The following is an 18,877-nucleotide window of genomic DNA, read 5'->3' as shown; positions in this document are numbered from 1 at the left end:
GCATCGACGGATGGCGCCGCGGCGCTTGAGTTCCCCCGCCATGATGGGGAATTTGGCGCCCGCCGCGGGTGTAGCTCAATGGTAGAGCAGCAGCCTTCCAAGCTGAATACGAGGGTTCGATTCCCTTCACCCGCTCCAGCCTGCTTCGTTTGGACGTGCAGGACTTTGGCGCTCTTCCCTCAACCGTCGCCCGTCATCGCAGAGCTGCATGCGCGCAGCGCTGGCATCCCGTGCTGGGCATTGCAGCGGGCATATGATTTGCTAGCTGAATGGGACCCCAGGATTCTATTCGCGGCACTCATATGTCTCAGCCTGCCGGCAAGCTCGCCACCGCCACCGTCTGCCTCGCAGGGCAGCGCCCCGGACCCATCCCTCTGAGCCGGGCATGACTGCGGCCGGCGCCTCCGCATCGTCCGGCGCGGCGATTGCCGCTGCGGTGGCCGCCCAACGCGCCTGGGTGGAGCGTCTGTTCGACCGTTTGGCGGCCGGCAGCCCGGGCGAGCCCGGCATCACCCGCGACACCTACGGCACCGGCGAGGATTTTGGCCATCGCCTGCTCGTCGAGCACGGCAGGGAGCGTGGCCTTGCCGTGTCGCACGACATCGCGGCCAACACCTATGTCACCCTGCCCGGCCTCGACCCCGCCGCCCGGCGGATCCTGATGGGATCCCATCTCGACAGCGTGCCGCATGGCGGCAATTTCGACGGCGCGGCCGGCGTGATCGCAGGGCTCGTCGTCATTGAGACCCTTCGTGCGCTCGGCGTCCGACCGCGCTGCGACGTCACCACGATGGGCGTCCGCGCCGAGGAAAGCGTCTGGTTCCAGGTTTCCTATATCGGCAGCCGTTCCGCCCTCGGCACGTTGCCGGACGGAGCGCTCGAGGCCAGACGCATCGACGATGGCCGCGTGCTGGCCACGAGCATCGATGCCAGCGGCGGCGATTCGGGCAGGATCAGGCTCCGGGAACGTCATCTCGACCCGGCGACGATCCGGGCCTTTCTCGAAGTCCATATCGAGCAGGCGCCGAGCCTGGTCGAATCCGGCCTGCCGGTCGCGATCTGCACCGGCGTGCCGGGGAATTTCCGTTATCCGGACGCACGGATCGTCGGACGGCACGACCATGTCGGGACACCGCGCCGCTTCCGCCGCGACGCCGCCATGGCCGGCGCCGAGTTCGCCATGTTGCTGGACCGGATCTGGGAGGAGGAGGAGGCTGCGGGCTTCCCGATGGCCGTGACCCTCGGACGCTTCCACACCGATCCGGCCGTCCATGGCCTGACCACCGTGCCAGGCAGCTTTGCCTTCAGCCTCGACGTGCGCGCCTATGAACCGGCAGTGCTGGAGCGGGTCGAGGCCCGCATGCTGGCCGCCATCGCCGGGATCGAGACGCGCCGCCGCGTCGCCTTCAAGCTCGGCACCCGCGCCAGCGCTGCCGTCGGGCCGGTCGATCCCACGATCGTTGCCGGCCTCGAGGCGTCCGCCGCGCGCCAGGGCATCCCAACCATGCCGCTCGGCAGCCCGGCGTCCCATGATTCGGCGGCTTTCGCGGCTGCCGGCGTGCCCGTGGCGATGCTGTTCGTGCGCAACGAGCACGGCAGCCACAACCCGCAGGAGGCGATGGAGATCGACGATTTTCTCGCCGCCTGCACGATCTTGGCGGACTGGGTGGCACGAGACGTCGCTTGAGTCGATGGGCGCTGCACGGCGATCGATATCGTGGTGCGGCGCCGGGAAGGACGGCAGAACATGACGAGCCCTTACGATCTGGTCATTCGCGGCGGCGTGGTCGGCGCCGCGACCGGCAGCTTCCGCGCCGACGTCGCGGTCAAGGATGGCAAGATCGCCGCGCTGGGCCAGGGCCTGGCGACCGGCGCCCGTGAGATCGACGCGAGCGGCAAGCTCGTTCTTCCAGGCGGTATCGACACCCACGCCCATGTCGAGCAGGTCTCCGCCGGCGGGCTGCTCAACGCGGATACCTTCGAGAGCGCCACGACCTCCGCTGCCTTCGGCGGCAACACCACGCTGATATCCTTCGCCGCCCAGCATCGCGGCCTCGATCTGCGCAAGGTCGTCGACGACTATGCGGCGCTGGCCCGGCGCGGCGCGCTGATCGACTACGCCTTCCACCTGATCGTCGCCAATCCCGACCGCAAGACCATCGCGGAGGACCTGCCGTCGCTGATCGGCGAAGGCCACGCCTCGATCAAGGTCTTCATGACCTACGACCTGATCAAGGTCGACGACGAGCCGCTGCTCGACCTGCTGCTGACCGCCCGCCAGAATCGAGCCCTCGTCTGCGTCCATGCCGAGAACCACGGCATGATCTCCTGGATGGGCCGGAAGCTGGTCGAGAAGGGCTATGTCGCGCCGAAATATCACGCGATCAGCCATCCGCGCGGCTCGGAGGCGGAGGCCTTCAACCGGCTGATCACGGCGGCCGAACTGCTCGACCAGCCGATCATGATCTTCCATGTCTCGACGTCGGAGGGCGCGCAGGTGATCCGCGACGCGCGCGGGCGCGGCCTCAAGGTGTTCGCCGAAACCTGCCCGCAATACCTCTTCCTGACGCGGCACGACCTCGACAAGCCGGGGCTGGAAGGAGCGAAATGGATGTGCTCTCCGCCGCCGCGCGAGCAGGCCGATCAGGACGCGCTCTGGCAGGCGCTGGCGCTCGGCGACATCCAGACGGTGTCGTCCGACCATGCGCCCTATCGCTTCGACGAGACCGGCAAGCTCTCGGCCGGCCCGGGCGCGACCTTCAAGCAGATCGCCAACGGCCTGCCCGGCCTCGAGACGCGGCTTCCGCTGCTCTTCGACGCCCTGGTCTCGCGGGGGCGGCCGGAATTCGCCGGCCGCGGCCTCGACGCCTTCGTGAACCTGACCGCGACCGCCCCCGCGGCAATCTACAACCTGCCGGGCAAGGGCGCGCTGCTGCCCGGCTACGACGCCGATATCGCGATCTGGGACCCCGCCAGGACGATCACCATTGCCGACGAGGCGATGCACGACCGGACGGGCTTCACGCCCTTCGCGGGCCGCAACGTCACCGGCTGGCCGGAGCATGTGCTCGTCAGGGGCGAGGACGTCGTGACCGCAGGCAGCCTGCGGGCCCGGCCCGGTTCGGGCCGCTGGCTGCGGCGCGACGGCGGCCCTGCGGCCGAGCCGACCGGGCGCCTGACCGCCGACATGGACCCGCAGCGGAACTTCGGCGCAGCCCTCCTCACCTGAGTTGCGCCGATGCATGCCAAGTCATCCCGCGCTGCGCCGCTGCTGATCGACGGCCCGGCCGACCCGCGCTCCCTGCGCCGCCTCGAGGATGCGCGCTTCCTCACCGGAAGCGGCCGCTACCTGGACGACGAGGCCGTGCCGGGAGCGCTGCACGCCATGGTGCTGCGCTCGCCCCACGCCCATGCCACGATCCGGTCCATTGATGCCGCGGCCGCCCGCGCGCTGCCGGGCGTGCAGGCGGTCTATACCGGAGCCGACCTTGCTGGGCTCGCCCCCCTTCCCTGCTCGCTGGCGGTCGCCGGCGAAGCGCCTCTGATCGTGCCGCCCCGACTGCCCCTGGCGCGCGAACGCGTCCGCCATGTCGGCGATCCTGTCGCCTTCGTCGTCGCCGAGACCGCCGATCTGGCCCGCGAGGCCTGCGAGCGGGTGGCCGTCGACTACGACATCCTCCCTGCGGTGACGGAGCTTGCCGCTGCTGCGGCTCCTGGCGCTGCGCAGATCTGGCCGGAAGCGCCCGGCAACCTGGCGCTGCGCTATCGGCGGGGCGACGAGCAGGCCGTCGCGGCCGCCTTCGCGAGCGCGGCGCATGTCGTGAGCTGCCGTCTCGTCAACAACAGGATCGCCGCCGCTGCGCTGGAGCCGCGGGCGGCGCTGGGCGTCTTCGAGAAGGCGGGCGGCCGCTACCAGCTCTCCCTCAGCGGCGCCTCGGTTCACGACATCCGTCGCGAGCTTGCAGCCGTGCTCCGTGTCGGACCCGAGCGGATCGACGTCGCCTGCCCCGATGTCGGCGGCGGCTTCGGCATGAAGAACGTCACCTATCCGGAATATGCGCTGCTGCTGGTCGCGGCGGAACGGCTCGGACGGCCGGTCCGATGGCTGGCCGAGCGCATCGAGGACTTCGCCGGGGGCGTCCACGCCCGCGACAACCTGACCACCGGCAGTCTCGCCCTCGACGCCAAGGGCCGCTTCCTGGCCTTGCGGGCCGAGACCCTGGCCAATCTCGGAGCTTATGTTTCCTCGCTCGGGCCGGGCAGCGCCACGACCGCTCCGACCCCCGCCATGGGCGGGCTCTACGACATCCCGGCGATGACGATGGACGTCCGCTGCGTCTTCACCAACACCGTTCCGATCGATGCCTATCGCGGCGCCGGCAAGCCCGAGGCGAACTATCTGATCGAGCGGCTGGTTGACGAGGCCGCGCATCGGCTGCGGATCGACCCCGCGGTGCTGCGCAGGCGCAACCTGATCCGCCGATTTCCCTACCGGAAGCCCTTCGGCGCGGTGCTCGATGACGGCGATTTCCGCGGCAACCTCGATCGCGTCCTGGCCGCGGCAGACCGTGCCGGCTTCCGGCGGCGCCGGGCCGCGTCGCTTCGGCGCGGCAAGCTGCGCGGCTTCGGCATCGGCTGCTTTCTGGAAACCTCGCGCGGCGCACCCGACGAGGACGCATGGCTGTCCTTCCGCCCCGACGGCGGCATCGCCATGGCTGTGGGGACCCAGTCGAACGGCCAGGGCCACGAGACGAGCTTCGCCCAGCTGCTGTCACGGGAGCTCGGCCTGCCCGTGGCGCGCTTCCAGCTCGTCCAGGGCGATACGGCGCGCGTGCCCAGCGGCGGCGGGCACGGCGGCGCCCGGTCGCTGCACATGGGCGGCGGCGCGCTGGTCATCGCCGCCCGGTCCCTGGTCGCGGCCGGCAAGCCCGCCGCCGCGCAGCTCCTCCAGAGCCATCCCGATTCCGTCGCCTTCCGCGACGGCCGGTTCCACGCGCCGGGCGCCGGCGAGGTCGGTCTCGTCGCCGTCGCGCACCATGTCGCCGAGATGACGGGACGGCCGCTCTCCGGCCACGGTTCCCGCCGCGACGCGCCACTGACCTTTCCCAACGGCGCTCAGGTGGCGGAGGTGGAGGTCGATCCGGACACTGGCGAGGTGAGCCTGCTGCGCTACCTCGCCGTCGACGACTACGGCACTCTGGTCAATCCGCTGCTGGCCGAGGCGCAGGTTCATGGCGGCCTCGCCCAGGGCATCGGTCAGGCGCTGATGGAGGAGGCCCGCTACGACAGCGACGGCGGCCAGCTCCTCAGCGCGACCTTCATGGACTACGCCATGCCGCGCGCGATGGACCTGCCCGCCTTCGAGCTGGCGCTGGTCGAGCTTCCGACCAGGGCCAACCCGCTCGGCGCCAAGGGCGCCGGGCAAGCCGGCTGCATCGGCGCGCCCCAGACCGTGATCAACGCGATCCTCGATGCGCTGCGGCCTCTCGGCGTGGCGCATCTCGACATGCCCGCCACGCCCGAGCGCGTCTGGCGGGCGATCCGGGACGCGCGACGGTCTACCCGGCCATCATGCGCGGCAGGGCCGTGACGATCTGCGGAAACAGGGCGATCAGCACGAGCAGCAGCATCAGCACGCAGAAATACGGAATCGCCGCCCGGGTCACGGTCAGGATGTTCTTGCCCGTGATGCTCTGCAGTACGAAGAGGTTGAAGCCGACCGGAGGGGTGATCTGCGCCGCCTCGATCAGGATCACCACGAAGATGCCGAACCAGAGCAGGTCGATTCCGGCCGCCTGCACCATTGGCAGCACCACCGAGGAGGTCAGGACGATGATCGAGATGCCTTCGAGGAAGCAGCCCAGGATCAGGATGAAGACGGCGAGCACAGCCAGCAATGCATAGGGCGAGAGGTGCAGGGCCTCGACCCAGCCCGCCAGAGAGCGGGGAATGTCGACGAAGGCGACGGCGATGGTCAGGCAGGCGGCGCAGGCGATGATGAAGGAGATCATGCAGGAGGTGCGCATCGCCGCCATCAGCCCCTCCATGAAGCTCTCCCGGGTGAGTCCGCCGCCGATGGCCGCGAGGACCAGCGCCCCGAGCACGCCGATGGTCGCGGCCTCGGTCGGAGTCGCGATGCCGCCATAGATCGAGCCGACCACCGAGGCGATCAGCAGCGCGACCGGGATCAATCGGCGCGACCTGTAGAGCTTCTCCAGGAACGGAACCGGTGGATCGGCCGGCGGCATCTTGTCCGGGTTGAGCAGGCTCCAGACCGCCGTGTAGCCCATGAACAGCGCCATCAGCAGCAGACCGGGCAGAATGCCGGCGATGAACAGCCGCGCGATCGAGACCTCCGCCGTGACGCCGTAGACGATCATGATGATCGAGGGCGGGATCAGCAGCCCAAGCGTGCCGGAGCCGGCGAGCGTCCCGATGGTCATGTTGAGCGGGTAGCCGCGCTTCTCCAGCTCGGGCACGCTGATGCGGCCGATGGTGGCGCAGGTCACGGCCGAAGAACCGGCGACCGCGGCCATGATGCCGCAGCCGAGCACGTTGACGTGGAGCAGCCGGCCTGGCAGCCGCGACACCCAGGGCGCCAGCCCCTGGAACATGTCGGCCGACAGCTTCGAGCGGAACAGGATCTCGCCCATCCAGATGAAGAGCGGCAGCGAGGTCAGCGCCCAGCCCCAGCTCGAATCCCAGAGCGTGGAGGCGATCAGCGAGCCCATCGGCGCCGTGGTGAAGAGGCCCATCATCACCATGCCGACGGTGAGCAGCGAGAGCGCCACCCAGACCCCGCCGGCGAGCAGCAGAAGCAGGGAGCCGGCGAGCACCAGCGAGGCGAGAACGGTCGTATCCATCATCGGCCCCTATGCCACCGGCCTGTCGAGCTCGATCTCGTCGGGCGCCCCGTAGCGGGGCCTGCCGCCGCCGAGCAGCCAGACGAGCTCGTCGATGAAGGCGATCGCCAGGGCGGCGATGCCGATGGCGACGCCGCCTTGCGGTATCCAGAACGGCATGGCGAGCAGGCCCGGGCTGACGTCGTTGAAAGCGTGGGACTGCAGCGCCAGCGCCCCGACATGCCAGGCGAGGAACGAGACCACCACCGTGCCGAGCAGGCAGTTGAGGACCTCGACCTTGTGCCGCCAGCGCTCCGGCAGGCGATCGACGATCAGGTTGATCCGGACATGGCCGCCGCGCCGGAAGGTATGGGCCAGCCCGAAGAAGGTCGAGGCCGCCAGGCAGAGCCCGGCCGCCTCGGTGGCATCGACCGTGATGCCGCGCATGCGCCCGGCGATCTGGGCGATGATGGCCAGCCCGATGCCGACCATGAAGGCGGCGGCGAGGTAGCCGCACGCCTCGTAGAACCTGTCGAGAACTCCGCGTATCACCGGTCACCCCGCTGGCATGCTTCAAAAAGGGCAGCGTGCAGCGGTCCGGCTATTTGAGGCTCTTCTGATAGGTTTCGTAGACGGCCTTCTCCTCGGGCGTCGCGGCGTTCAGCCAATCGGCGACCATGCCCTTGCCGGCTGCCGCGATGGCGTCGAGCACGTCCTGCGGCGCCTGGGCGATGGTCATGCCGTGGCTCTTGAGCACGCCCTCTCGCTCCTCGCCGGCCTTCTTGGACAGTTCCCAACCGCGCTTGGTCGCGGCCTCGCCGGCCTCCAGCACCACCTTCTGCGTCGCCGGATCGAGCTGGCGGAACGCCCGTTCGTTGACCAGGATCGCATTCTTGTTGTGCATCGTGCCGGTATAGGTGAAGTGCTTCACGTAATCCCAGATCTGCACGTCGGTTCCGGTCTGGGCGCTGGTCCACAGCGACTGGATCATGCCGGTCGAGAACGCCTGGGGCACTTCGGCGAAAGGCAGGATCAGCGCTTCCATGCCGAGCTTCTCACCCATGATCTGCGTCTGCTTGGAATAGATGCGCAGCTTCTGGCCCTTGAGGTCGGCGAGCGCCTTTAGCGGTTCCTTGGTGTAGAAGCCCTGCCCCGGCCAGGCGACATAGGTGATGGCGCGCAGGCCGTTCTTCTTGAACATCGCATCGAAGAAGGGACGCTGGGCGTCCGTCAGCTTGGTCGCCTGATCGTAGGTCGTGGCGACGCCCGGGATGTTGTCGAGATTGTACATCGCCGCCTCGTTGCCGTAGACGCCGAGGCGGATCTCGCCGATCTGGATCTGGCCGGACTGGACGGCGCGCTTGACCGCGTCGAGCTTGATCAGGCTGTCGTTCGAGCGCAGGTCGATCTTGAGCTTGCCGCCGCTCTTCTCCTCGATCTCCTTGATCATCTGGCGGATGTTCTGGGTGAAGAAGCTGCTCTCCGGATAGCCGGAGGCCATGGTCCAGCTGGTCTGGGCCAGGGCGGGAGCGGCCAGTCCGACGCTCAGGGCGAGCGCGGCGGATGCAATCAAAGTCCTGCGTTTCATGATTCCCCTCGTTCTTGTCCCGCTGCGGCTGGCGCGCGGGTTTCAGAAGCCGGAACCGGGCCGAGGCGCGATCGGCGGCTAAGGGAGCACTCCACCGCGTTCCCGCGATAGCATCCAATTGAATTTTGCTGTTGTTGCGATAGATTTCATTTATCGGGCGAAAAGCGGCTCGAAAATTGCATGTTTTCTGAAGCCGCTCGGAGGCCTGATGCCGAACTGGACCTTGAAGCAGCTCGAAAGCTTCGTCTGGGTCGCCAAGCTCGGCAGCTTCCGGGCGACGGCCGAGCGTCTGAACACGACGCAGCCCAATATCTCCGTGCGCATCTCGCAGCTCGAATCGGTGCTCGATGTCCGGCTGTTCTACCGCGATTCAGGCTCGGTCGCCCTGACGCCGATCGGGCATTCGCTGCTGGGGCAGGCCGAGCGGGTTCTGCAGGCCGCGGAGGAATTCTCGCAGCAATCGATCAGCTCGGACCAGCAGATCGGCATCCTGCGGCTCGGCGTCGCCGAGCTGATCGCCCAGACCTGGCTGCGCGACTACCTGCTCGACCTCCGGCAGGTCTTTCCGAATGTCGACGTGGAGCTCAAGGTCGATCTGACGCTCAAGCTGCGGGAAGAGCTCGTCTCGCGTTCACTCGATCTGTGCCTGCTCAACGGCCCGATCTCGAACTTCAACATCAGCAATATCGACCTGGGTTCGGTGCCCTATGTCTGGACAGCCTCGCCGAAGCTCGCCCTGTCCGGCGCCGACATCGCAACGCTGGCCGGGCAGTCGATCCTGACCCATGCGCGCACCACGCGCCATTTCGTCGAGCTCTCGGCGCATTTTCGCGACCTTTGGGAAAAGCCGGTCCGGATCGTGCCGTCGAGCAGCCTCGCCGCCTGCCTGCAGATGACGCTCGACGGGCTCGGCATCGCCCCGCTGCCCCGCACGCTGGTCGAAAAGCTTCTGACGGCCGGCGAGCTGGTCGAGATACCCTACGAATGGAAGCCGAGCGCCCTGGTCTTCACAGCCTCGTTCGCCCATACGCCGGCAAGCTTCCTGCTCAAGCGCTCCGCGGAACTGGCCATGGATCGGGCTGTCCTGCACCACTGAACAGGCACCACGGCGGACCTTGCCGGAAAAGCCTCCGATAAAGATCTCCTATCGAATAGCATTGAAAATAATAATTCGACGACATCGGCGGCCCGCTCCATCTTCCGCCTCTCAGACAACGGAGGCGCGTAAGCCATGTCCATTCTCGGGGCCCGCCTGGGCGTCGATATCGGGGGAACCTTCACCGACGTCGTGCTGGAGCAGGACGGAGAGCGGTTCTCGACCAAGGTCCTGACCACCTATGCCGCGCCGGAGGATGCGATCATCGAAGGCATGCACCGTGTCTGCGAGAAGGCCGGCATCGCGGCCTCCGCCATCGGCCAGATCATCCACGGCACGACGCTGGCGACCAATGCGCTGATCGAGCGGCGCGGCGCCAAGACCGCGCTCATCACCACCGAAGGTTTTCGCGACGTCATCGAGATGCGCACGGAAAGCCGCTTCGAGCAGTACGACCTCAACCTGACGCTGCCGGCGCCGCTGCTGCCGCGCAACCGGCGCTACACCGTCAAGGAGCGCATGGATGCCCGCGGCAAGGTCCTGGCCCCGCTTGATCGCGCGGCCGTCGAAGCACTGGTCGATGAACTGCGCGAAGCCGGCTACGAGAGCGTCGCGGTCGGGCTACTGCATTCCTATGTCAACGACGCCCATGAGCGCCTGATCCAGGAGGTTCTGGCCGAGCGCCTGCCGGGTGCGATGGTCTCGCTCTCCTCGGAAGTCTCGCCGCAGATGCGGGAATACGAGCGCTTCAACACGACGATCGCCAACGCCTATATCAAGCCGCTGATGAAGAGCTATCTCGTCCGGCTGAAGGGGCGGCTGGCAGCCGAGGGCGCCTCCTGCCCGATCTTCCTGATGCATTCCGGCGGCGGCATCATCTCGCTGGAAAGCGCCTCGGAATTCCCGGTACGCCTCGTCGAATCCGGCCCGGCCGGCGGCGCGGTCTTTGCCGCCGACATTGCTGCGCGGCATGGCCTGAAGAAGGTGCTCTCCTTCGACATGGGCGGCACCACTGCCAAGATCTGCCTGATCAAGAACTACACGCCGAAGACGGCGCGCGTCTTTGAAGTCGCCCGGACCTATCGCTTCAAGAAGGGCTCCGGCATGCCGATTTCGATCCCGGTGATCGACATGGTGGAGATCGGCGCCGGCGGCGGCAGCCTCGCTCGTGTCGACTCGATGAACCAGATCCGCGTCGGGCCGGAAAGCGCGGGCTCCGAGCCCGGCCCGGCCTGCTACGGCCGCGGCGGCAAGCGCCCGGCCGTGACCGATGCCGACGTCATCCTCGGCAAGATCGACCCGGACAATTTCGCGGCCGGCACGATCCCGCTCTTTGCCGACCAGTCGGCCGCGGCGCTGGAAGCCGAGATCGGCGGCAGGCTCGGCATGGCGGCCGAGGAAAGCGCCTGGGGTGTGGCCGAGGTGGTCGACGAGAACATGGCCAACGCCGCCCGCGTCCATGCCGTCGAGAACGGCGAGGACCTGTCGGAATACACGATGATCGCCTTCGGCGGCGCCGCACCTCTCCATGCCGGCCGCCTCTGCGAAAAGCTCGGCATCGCCCGCTGCCTCGTGCCGCCCGGTGCCGGCGTCGGCTCGGCCATCGGCTTCCTGCGGGCACCGTTCAGCTTCGAGGCCAACCGCACGCTGTTCATGCGGCTCGCCCAGTTCGACACGGCGCGCGTCACAAAGCTCTTCGGCGAGATGGAGGAGGAAGCGACGCGGGTGGTGCGCTCCTGCGGCTGGTCCGGCGCGATCGAGGCCGAGTACAAGATCTATATGCGCTATGCCGGCCAGGGCTGGGAGATCCCGGTGACGCTGACGCCTGACGAGGCCCGCGCCGCCGATCCCGCGGTCATTCTGAAGCGCTTCGAGCACGAATACGCCAATCTCTTCGGACGCACCGTGAAGGGGCTCGCCGCCGAGATCACGGTCTGGTCGGTGAACGCCCATACGCCGCAGGAGGCGGTAGCCCCGGTCGCCCCGGTCTCGCAGATGCGCGACGCCCCCGCTGAAGGCCGCCGTTCCGTCTTCGATGCGGGGCTCGGCCGCCGTGTCGAAGCCGAAGCCCATCACCGCGCGAACTTGCCCGCCGGCGGCCGGATCGCCGGCCCCGGCATCGTCACCGAGGACGAGACCACCGTCATCGTTCCCTCGAGCCGCTTTGCCGTCACGCTGAACGACGGCTGCATCGATATCCGCCTCACTGAAGCCGCACCCGCCGCTGCCGTCGCCGCGCCGAAGGAGCCCGCCCATGTCTGAGATCTCCAAGGTCGCCTATCAGGTCATGTGGAACCGCCTGATCTCGGTCGTCGAGGAACAGGCGCAGGCGCTGATCCGCACCTCCTTCTCGACCTCCGTGCGCGAGGCCGGCGACCTCTCGGCCGGCGTCTACAACGAGAAAGGCGAGATGCTGGCGCAGGCGGTGACCGGCACGCCCGGCCACGTCAACGCCATGGCCGATGCCGTCGCCCATTTCATCCGCCGGATCGGGCGCGAGAACATCGCCGAGGGCGATGTCTACATCACCAACAATCCCTGGGAAGGCACCGGCCACCTGCACGACATCACCGTCGTCAGCCCCTCCTTCCACAAAGGCCGCCATGTCGGCTTCTTCGCCTGCACGGCCCATATCGTCGATATCGGCGGGCGCGGCTTCGGCGCCGACGCCAACTCGGTCTATGAGGAAGGCCTGCATATCCCGATCATGAAGTTCGTCGATCGCGGCACGGTCAACGAGACGCTGGTCACGATCATCCGCGGCAATGTCCGCGAGCCCGACCAGCTCGTCGGCGACGTCTATGCGCTCGCGACCTGCAACGAGATCGGCCATCGCCGCCTGGTCGAGATGATGGTCGAGTTCAGGCTCGCCGACCTCGCCGGCATCTCAGACTTCATCCTGACCAATTCCCGCCAGGCGACGCTCGACAAGATCGCCGCCCTGCCCCGCGGCGAGGCGGAAGGCCATATGCGGATCGACGGCTACAGCCGGCCGATCGACCTCAAGGTGAAGATCTCGATCGAGCCGGACGGCGTGCTCTGCGACTGGGCCGGCACCTCGGGCGTCGACAAGAACGGCATCAACGTGCCGCTGGTCTATACGAAGGCCTATACCTGCTATGCGCTGAAATGCGCGATCGCGCCGGAAATCCCGAACAACGCGGCCTCGCTGGAGCCCTTCCGCATCACCGCGCCGGAGCACACCATCGTCAACGCCGTCTGGCCGGCGCCGGTCGCGCTGCGTCACATCATCGGCCATATGGTGCCGGACACGATCTACGACGCGCTCGACAAGCTGCTGCCGGGCCTGGTCCCGGCCGAGGGTGCCGGCAGCCTCTGCAACTTCCAGGTTTCGCTCCGTCCGCGCAGCGACGGCCCCTGGCCGGCCGATCCCGTGCGCGCCGAAGTGCTGACCTTCAACTCCGGCGGCTCGGGCGCCAGGCCGGCGCTCGACGGCATGAACGCCACCGCCTTCCCTTCGGGCGTGATGACGATGCCGGTCGAGGCGACCGAGCAGGTCGGCCCGGTGATCGTCTGGCGCAAGGAGCTTCGCCCCGATTCCGGCGGCGCCGGCCAGCATCGCGGCGGCCTCGGCCAGCATATGGAGGTCGGCGCCTGGGAGGGCTACGAGTTCGACATCCAGGCGATGTTCGACCGCGTTCATCATCCCGCCCGCGGCCGACGCGGCGGTGGCGGCGGCGCGCCGACGACGATCGCGCTCGACGACGGCACGGCGATGAAGGGCAAGGGCAAGCAGTTCGTGCCGCATGGCCGCAAGGTGGTGATGGCCTTCCCGGGCGGCGCCGGCTACGGCGCGCCGGGCGAGCGTGAACAGGGCAGCGTCGAGCGCGATCTGGCGCTGGGTTACATCTCGGCCGAGGCCGCCCGCGCCGAGTACGGCCTCAGCGAGGGCAAGGTCGCCGATGTGCTTGCAGCCTCCCGCCGCGGCGAGCTGCCCCGCTAGCCTCGCTCCGGACCGGAAGCCGAAAGGGCCCGGAGTTCCACCCCTTCGGGAATCGTGGAATGATTCCGGGCCCTCGACGGTCGCCGAGCCGAGCCGTCTCAACCCCGTTTTCGTTGGAAGCCGAGCGATGAATCTGCCCTCGAACAAGTTCCTGGCCTCGATCCGCGCCGGCCGGCAGCAGATCGGCCTGTGGCTGAGCCTCGCCAGCGGTTATGCGACGGAGGCCGTCGCCGGAGCCGGCTTCGACTGGCTGCTGATCGACACCGAGCACTCGCCCAACGACCTGAGCTCGGTGATGATGCAGCTGCAGGTGCTCGCGGCCCATCCGGGGACACCGATCGTGCGGCCCGACTGGAACGACACCGTGCTCGTCAAGCGCCTGCTCGACATCGGCGCGCCCGGCCTGCTCTTCCCGATGGTGCAGACACCGGAGGAGGCAGCGCAGGCGGTCGCCGCGACGCGCTATCCGCCGCGCGGCGTCCGCGGCGTCAGCGGCTGCAACCGCGCCAACGGCTTTGCCCGCATGACCGATTATTTCAGCCGCATCGAGGAGGAGACCGCCGTCCTCGTCCAGGTCGAGACGCTGACGGCGATCGAGCAGGCGCTCGAGATCGGACGGGTCGACGGCGTCGACGGCGTCTTCTTCGGCCCCTCCGACATCGCCGCGGATATGGGCATGCTGGGCAAGCCGAACGACCCTGCGGTCTGGGACGTCATCCGTCCCGCGGCCCGCAAGCTGATGGAGGCCGGCATCCCCGTCGGCACGCTGGTCTTCGATCCGCGCCTCGCCAGGAACCTGCTGGCTGAGGGCTTTGCCTTCGTCGCCTGCGGGTCGGATGCGGTCATTCTGGCGCGCGGTGCCGACAGCCTGCTCGCCACCATGAAGGGCTGAGCTCCAGCCGCGCCGGCCTCCCGGAAACCGGAGACGGCGCGGCCGACGACGGCCGCGCGGCTGGCGCCCGCTTCGCTCAGTTCCAGCCCGATTCCCGCTCGCAGGCCCTGCGCGCCCCCGGATTGGCCTTTTCCCACTGCGTGATCGAGCGGGTCTCGTTGTCGCTCATCTTGTTGTTCATGCAGGTGCAATAGGCCGATACCACGGAGGCGGCGACCTTGGCGTCCTGGTTGTCGCTGAGGCACTGGTTGATCCATTTGCGGTCATCCGCCGTCTGGGCGAAGACGGACGAGGCAATGCAGGCGCTGCCGGCGATGGCCAGCGCGAAAAGCGTGTGTCTCATGATGGGTTCCCTGAGTCATGCCGCCTTCCGGGCGGCAGGCTCGACGCTTCGACACAGCGGGCAACGCGGTCAATACGTGCAGCCTCTGTTGACCCGCCAAATCAAAAATAGTCAGTCCGGCAGGTCAGCGTGGACGGGGTCGCGATTCGATTTGAACCGCGGTTCTGCGGCTGCGCGGACGACAGAGGCTTTCCGCCGCGCCCTGCATGGCTCATCCTCGCCTTTTCGCCGGCCGATGGCCGGAATGGCGCCGGCGTTGAAATGACGGATTGCGCTGCTCGGGCGGCGCGAGGCAGAACGGCTGGTCGTCGCGGGTGCCGCCAGCCGGCACCCGCCGGAGCTTGGAAGGTGAGATGGTTACGCAGGTCGAATTGGCATCGGGAGTGGAGCGTGCGTTCCTCGACCACGGATACCAGTATCTGACCATGACCGCGCTCGCCGATGCGATCGATGTCACGCGTCGCACCGTCTACAACTACTTCCGTTCCAAGGAAGAAGCCTTCCGGTTCCTGATCGAGACGGCCAACGCGCGCGCCGTCGCAGCCGGGATGGCCGCGGGTCGCGACGGCCTGGCCCAGGGTCTGGACCCGGTCGAGATCTTCGCGACCGTGCTCGACATCCGCTACGGCGAAAACCGGCGGCGGCTGGCAAGGTCGCCGCATGCGATCGAGATCAACGACCAGGCGTTCCGCCGCTGCCGCGACCTGATGATCGCCTCGGCGATAGCGTTCCAGGCCGAACTTGCCGCCCTCATCGAGGACATGCAGGGGCGAGGGCTGATCCGGCTCAGACCGGGCATCAAGGCCGATGCGCTCGCCCAGTTGCTTGCCGACGGCGCGCGCGGCACCAACCAGAGCCTCCCGCCGACCGATCCGGAGACGCTCAAGCTGCGCTATCGCGCCATGGTCGGGGCCATCATCCACGGGACCGCGATGTCCGCCTGAACGCGGATCATTGGCCAGGCTTCGGCAGACGGGCGCTTTCTGGCGGATGGCGCCACGCCAGGCCCGGCCAAGGCCGACCCGTGTGATGCCAGAGATTCACAAATTGCACTTTAATGTGCAATCTGCTTTTGATGCCGCCGAGCTGCAGGACTGCAGTGGGCGGCCGAGGGCGGAGCATGCAAGCGGTGGACAGCCGGGCTGCGGAGCTGATCGCGAGCCCGCAATTCGACCTCGTGGCCAGGCATCTGGCGGCCGGCTTCTCGGCAGTGCAGGAAAACGTGCCGCGGCTGGCCTCGCTGTTCGCCACGCAGCAGCGCTGGCTGATGTCCCATGTCGCCCTGGCGCGCCACTTCCGCGGCGTTCGGATGGGCCGGCCCGGTCTCTCGCGCCGCGACTTCCTCGATGACCTGCAGCCCTTCGCCCTGGCCAGCCGCAACACGGGCGCGTCCTTTTTCGCCGAGGCTTTGCATTACGGGATCACCCAGCCCTGCCAGGCCGACGGCCAGCGCGGCGAACTGGTCGAGCCTGCTCCGGCGACGCTCTCGGCCCTGACAGAGTGGTTCGCGCTTCATCTGGCGGCGCTCGATTCGATCGAGCCCGGCGGCCGCCTGGCGCTGCTGCGGCAGCATGGCGGCGTTCTCTTGACAGCGATCCAGCCGCTGGTCGCCGATGAGCTCATGTGCTGCACCGCGATCCGCAGGCCGCCGCCGGCCTATGGCGTCTTCGCCTCGGTGGATGACGGCGGCAGCCTGATGGACCGCCTGATCGTCGGGCTCGACCCCGGCGCCTCCCGGCACCAGGAGCGCGCTCTCACCAATGTCACCTCGGTCTCGGCACTGGCACGGCCGCTCAACCTTTCCAGGACCCATGCCGGCCGCACGCTCGCGGCCGCGGCCGCCGCCGGCGCGCTCGGCTGGAGCGGCAGGCCCGGCCGCTCGCCGATCTGGCTATCGCGCGCGTTCCGGGCGGAGTATGCGCAGATGCAGGCGTTGAAGCTCGCGATCATCGACGCCGCCCTCGCAGTCGCAACCAATGGCCTGAAGCTGGCGGCGATCGCGGCGGATTGGCGCGGCCGGAGCATCGAAGGCGCATGGGACAACCCCTCGCACTGACAGCCACCCTCGCAAGAGCGGACGGCCCGGCCGTAGCGGTCCCGTCCGGCGCAAGCACAGATATCGGCGCGCGCCTCGACGCCCTGCCCTTCTGCCGGATGCGCCTCGCGGTCCTCGCGGTGACCACGCTGGCGCTGTTTGCCGATATCGCCGAGGTCGCGCTCGGCAATGCGCTGGGCGCGATCTTCCAGGCCCCGCCTCACGTTATGACGCCGACGGAACTCTCGCTGTTTCTCGCCGCGATCTTTGCCGGCGGGGCCGCCGGGGCCCCGGCCTTCGGCGCGCTCGGGGACCGGACCGGCCGCCGCCTGGCGCTGCAGCTTGCGCTTGCGGCGGTGGCGGCCGGCTCCCTCGGAGCGGCGCTCAGCGCAACCACGCCGGCGCTGATCGGCTTCCGCTTCCTGTCGGGCCTCGGCATCGGCGCGTGCCCACCGCTCATCGCCGCCTATCTGGCCGACGTCATGCCGCCGCGTGTCCGCGGCAGGATGGTCTGCTTCTGTGCCGGCCTCGCCTTTCTCGGCGCGCCCGCGATCATCTTCCTGATGCGCGCGGCCTCGCCGGAGACGCTCGGGGTCGCGGGCTGGCGCTGGGCGCTGGGCTGCGGCGGCGTCCTTGCGGTGATCGCGGCCGCGCTGCTGCATTGGCTGCCGGAATCGCCGCGCTGGCTGGCTGCGGCCGGCCGGCTGGCGGAGGCGGAGTCCGCGCTGCGCCGCTTCGGCGGTCCGGCCGCGGAACGCGCCGCGCCTGCGGTCATCGACGACAGGCCGCCGGCCGCGCCAGAGCGGCAGCCGGGCCGCGGCGCGCACTCTCCGCTGCCGCTGCTCTGCGGCCTCTATCTGCTGTCCCCCTGGGCGACGATCGGCTTCCCGCTGATGAGCGGCGCCGTCATGGTCGCCAAACGCTTCAGTATCGGTGATTCGGTGGTGGCGGCCGGGCTCATCATGGTCGGGCCGGTGATCGGCAACCTGCTGATGGCGTCGGCGATCGACCGCATCCCGCGCAGGGCCAGTCTCGTTCTCGCCGCCGCGGTCATGGCCTGCCTCGGCCTTCTGTTCGCGGCGGCCAGCAACTTCGCCAGCCTCGTGATCCTCGGCATCGCCTTCGCATTCGCCAGCGCGATCTATGCGAGCGTGCTCGGTGTCTACGCGGCCGAGATCGTGCCGACCGGATCACGGGCTTCGCGCACGGCGTTCGCCTGGGGAATCGGCCGCCTCACCTCCATCTTCGTTCCGCTCGTCTTCGTCGCGTCGATGCACCATCTCGGCGTCTGGGCGATGTTCGTGCTGATCGCGCTGGCCCTGATCGCCAGCATCGCGCTGGTCGTCGTCGCCGGCCCGCCGGGTCGCTCCAGCCAATCCGTTGGCTGACCATTTTTGAATCCCCTATTGCACAAATTCGAGCAATTTGAGAATTGTCGGCCGTGCCCCGCGGCCTCTCCTGCCGCGGGCAGGCTATGGCGGGGGACGAAATGGTGGTGGAACGGTCGACAGCCGGTGCGGCGGCCTGCGTGCTCTGGTTTCTGGCGGCCATCTGCCCGGCCGGCGCTCAGCCGAGCGGCGGCAAACCCGGTTCAGCAGGCCCTGCGGCAGCGGCGGCACCGGCGGTATCCGCCGAGCCCAGCCTGACGACCGCGAGCTTCGGGGACTGGACCCTGCGCTGCCAGCGCGTCACGGAAACCACCGGAACGGCCCGCATCTGCGAGGTCGCTCAGATCCTGCAGGCCCAGGGCCAGCAGGCGCCGATCGCCCAGGTCGCCATCGGCCGGATCGCCAACGGCCAGCCGCTGCGCGTGACGGCCGTGATGCCGGTCAGCGTGTCGTTTCCGAGCAGCGTCCAGATCGCAATGGGAGACAAGGAGGCCAAGCCGCTCGAGCTGACCTGGCGCCGCTGCATCCCGACCGGTTGCTTCGCCGACATCGCCGCGAGCGATGAGGCGTTGAAGCCGTGGCGCAAGGCGGCCGAGGCCGGGCGGATCGTCTTCAAGGACGCCGCTGGCCGCGAGCTGGCGCTGCCGCTCTCGGCCCGGGGCCTCGATCAGGCGCTCGACGCCCTGGCGAAGGAACGGCTGTGAGATGAAGGTCGGCCGAGCCTCCCGA

The 18,877-nt window shown here is 68.6% G+C and carries 15 protein-coding genes and 1 tRNA gene; 12 read left to right on the top strand and 4 right to left on the bottom strand.

Annotated features, from left to right (window positions below):
- Positions 1–64 precede the first annotated feature (64 nt).
- The 4 genes from BGO20_RS15330 to BGO20_RS15315 all read left to right on the top strand — a co-directional run bounded on the left by BGO20_RS15330 (position 65) and on the right by BGO20_RS15315 (position 5,590).
- A tRNA-Gly gene (locus BGO20_RS15330) sits at positions 65–138 on the top strand.
- Between the two features lie 247 nt (positions 139–385).
- Positions 386–1,687, top strand: a complete 1,302-nt coding sequence (locus tag BGO20_RS15325; RefSeq protein WP_291664399.1) for a Zn-dependent hydrolase — start codon at positions 386–388, stop codon at positions 1,685–1,687.
- 60 nt (positions 1,688–1,747) lie between these two features.
- Positions 1,748–3,229 (top strand): dihydropyrimidinase, encoded by a 1,482-nt coding sequence (hydA, locus tag BGO20_RS15320; RefSeq protein ID WP_291664400.1) that lies wholly within the window; start codon positions 1,748–1,750, stop codon positions 3,227–3,229.
- A 9-nt stretch (positions 3,230–3,238) separates the two neighbouring features.
- Entirely contained in the window at positions 3,239–5,590 is a 2,352-nt protein-coding gene (locus BGO20_RS15315; RefSeq protein WP_291664401.1) for a xanthine dehydrogenase family protein molybdopterin-binding subunit, read from the top strand.
- Here the strand turns inward: BGO20_RS15315 and BGO20_RS15310 are convergent.
- Genes BGO20_RS15310 through BGO20_RS15300 form a run of 3 tightly spaced genes read right to left on the bottom strand, consistent with a single transcriptional unit; the run spans position 5,559 to position 8,430 of the window.
- Complete coding sequence (locus BGO20_RS15310) at positions 5,559–6,863, bottom strand: TRAP transporter large permease (protein WP_299858244.1); 1,305 nt, start codon at positions 6,861–6,863, stop codon at positions 5,559–5,561. The genes BGO20_RS15315 and BGO20_RS15310 overlap by 32 nt on opposite strands.
- A gap of 9 nt (positions 6,864–6,872) precedes the next feature.
- Positions 6,873–7,394 carry a TRAP transporter small permease gene (locus BGO20_RS15305; protein ID WP_291664403.1) on the bottom strand — a complete coding sequence of 174 codons (522 nt, stop codon included), beginning with the start codon at positions 7,392–7,394 and terminating at the stop codon, positions 6,873–6,875.
- Positions 7,395–7,443: 49 nt separating this feature from the next.
- Positions 7,444–8,430: a TRAP transporter substrate-binding protein gene (locus tag BGO20_RS15300; protein WP_291664404.1), complete on the bottom strand. Its 987-nt coding sequence runs from the start codon at positions 8,428–8,430 to the stop codon at positions 7,444–7,446.
- 208 nt (positions 8,431–8,638) lie between these two features.
- Here BGO20_RS15300 and BGO20_RS15295 point away from each other — a divergent pair, with 208 nt between their 5' ends.
- The 4 genes from BGO20_RS15295 (at position 8,639) to BGO20_RS15280 (ending at position 14,382) form a co-directional block, all read left to right on the top strand.
- Positions 8,639–9,526 (top strand): LysR family transcriptional regulator, encoded by an 888-nt coding sequence (locus tag BGO20_RS15295; protein WP_291664405.1) that lies wholly within the window; start codon positions 8,639–8,641, stop codon positions 9,524–9,526.
- A 135-nt stretch (positions 9,527–9,661) separates the two neighbouring features.
- Positions 9,662–11,788, top strand: a complete 2,127-nt coding sequence (locus BGO20_RS15290; protein WP_291664406.1) for a hydantoinase/oxoprolinase family protein — start codon at positions 9,662–9,664, stop codon at positions 11,786–11,788.
- Positions 11,781–13,490: a hydantoinase B/oxoprolinase family protein gene (locus BGO20_RS15285; protein WP_291664407.1), complete on the top strand. Its 1,710-nt coding sequence runs from the start codon at positions 11,781–11,783 to the stop codon at positions 13,488–13,490. Before BGO20_RS15290 ends, BGO20_RS15285 begins: the two co-directional genes overlap by 8 nt.
- Positions 13,491–13,617: 127 nt before the next feature.
- Complete coding sequence (locus BGO20_RS15280; RefSeq protein ID WP_291664408.1) at positions 13,618–14,382, top strand: HpcH/HpaI aldolase family protein; 765 nt, start codon at positions 13,618–13,620, stop codon at positions 14,380–14,382.
- Positions 14,383–14,458: 76 nt separating this feature from the next.
- Here the strand turns inward: BGO20_RS15280 and BGO20_RS15275 are convergent, their stop codons facing one another.
- Positions 14,459–14,725, bottom strand: a complete 267-nt coding sequence (locus BGO20_RS15275; protein ID WP_291664409.1) for a hypothetical protein — start codon at positions 14,723–14,725, stop codon at positions 14,459–14,461.
- Positions 14,726–15,078: 353 nt separating this feature from the next.
- Between BGO20_RS15275 and BGO20_RS15270 the strand changes: the two genes are divergently transcribed.
- The 4 genes from BGO20_RS15270 (at position 15,079) to BGO20_RS15255 (ending at position 18,852) form a co-directional block, all read left to right on the top strand.
- Positions 15,079–15,669: a TetR/AcrR family transcriptional regulator gene (locus tag BGO20_RS15270; RefSeq protein ID WP_291664410.1), complete on the top strand. Its 591-nt coding sequence runs from the start codon at positions 15,079–15,081 to the stop codon at positions 15,667–15,669.
- A gap of 176 nt (positions 15,670–15,845) precedes the next feature.
- Positions 15,846–16,781 carry a hypothetical protein gene (locus BGO20_RS15265; protein ID WP_291664411.1) on the top strand — a complete coding sequence of 312 codons (936 nt, stop codon included), beginning with the start codon at positions 15,846–15,848 and terminating at the stop codon, positions 16,779–16,781.
- The gene (locus tag BGO20_RS15260; RefSeq protein ID WP_291664412.1) at positions 16,760–18,148 is read left to right on the top strand and encodes an MFS transporter; all 1,389 of its coding nucleotides are present in this window, start codon (positions 16,760–16,762) and stop codon (positions 18,146–18,148) included. Before BGO20_RS15265 ends, BGO20_RS15260 begins: the two co-directional genes overlap by 22 nt.
- A 107-nt stretch (positions 18,149–18,255) precedes the next feature.
- Positions 18,256–18,852, top strand: coding sequence for an invasion associated locus B family protein (locus BGO20_RS15255; protein WP_291664413.1), 597 nt, complete (start codon positions 18,256–18,258; stop codon positions 18,850–18,852).
- Positions 18,853–18,877 lie beyond the last annotated feature (25 nt).

It is taken from the genome of Allobosea sp. 67-29, from assembly GCF_001898115.1.
Taxonomy (GTDB): domain Bacteria; phylum Pseudomonadota; class Alphaproteobacteria; order Rhizobiales; family Beijerinckiaceae; genus Allobosea.
The sequence above is the reverse complement of the archived record's forward strand: the minus strand, read 5'-3'. Positions and strand labels throughout refer to the sequence as shown.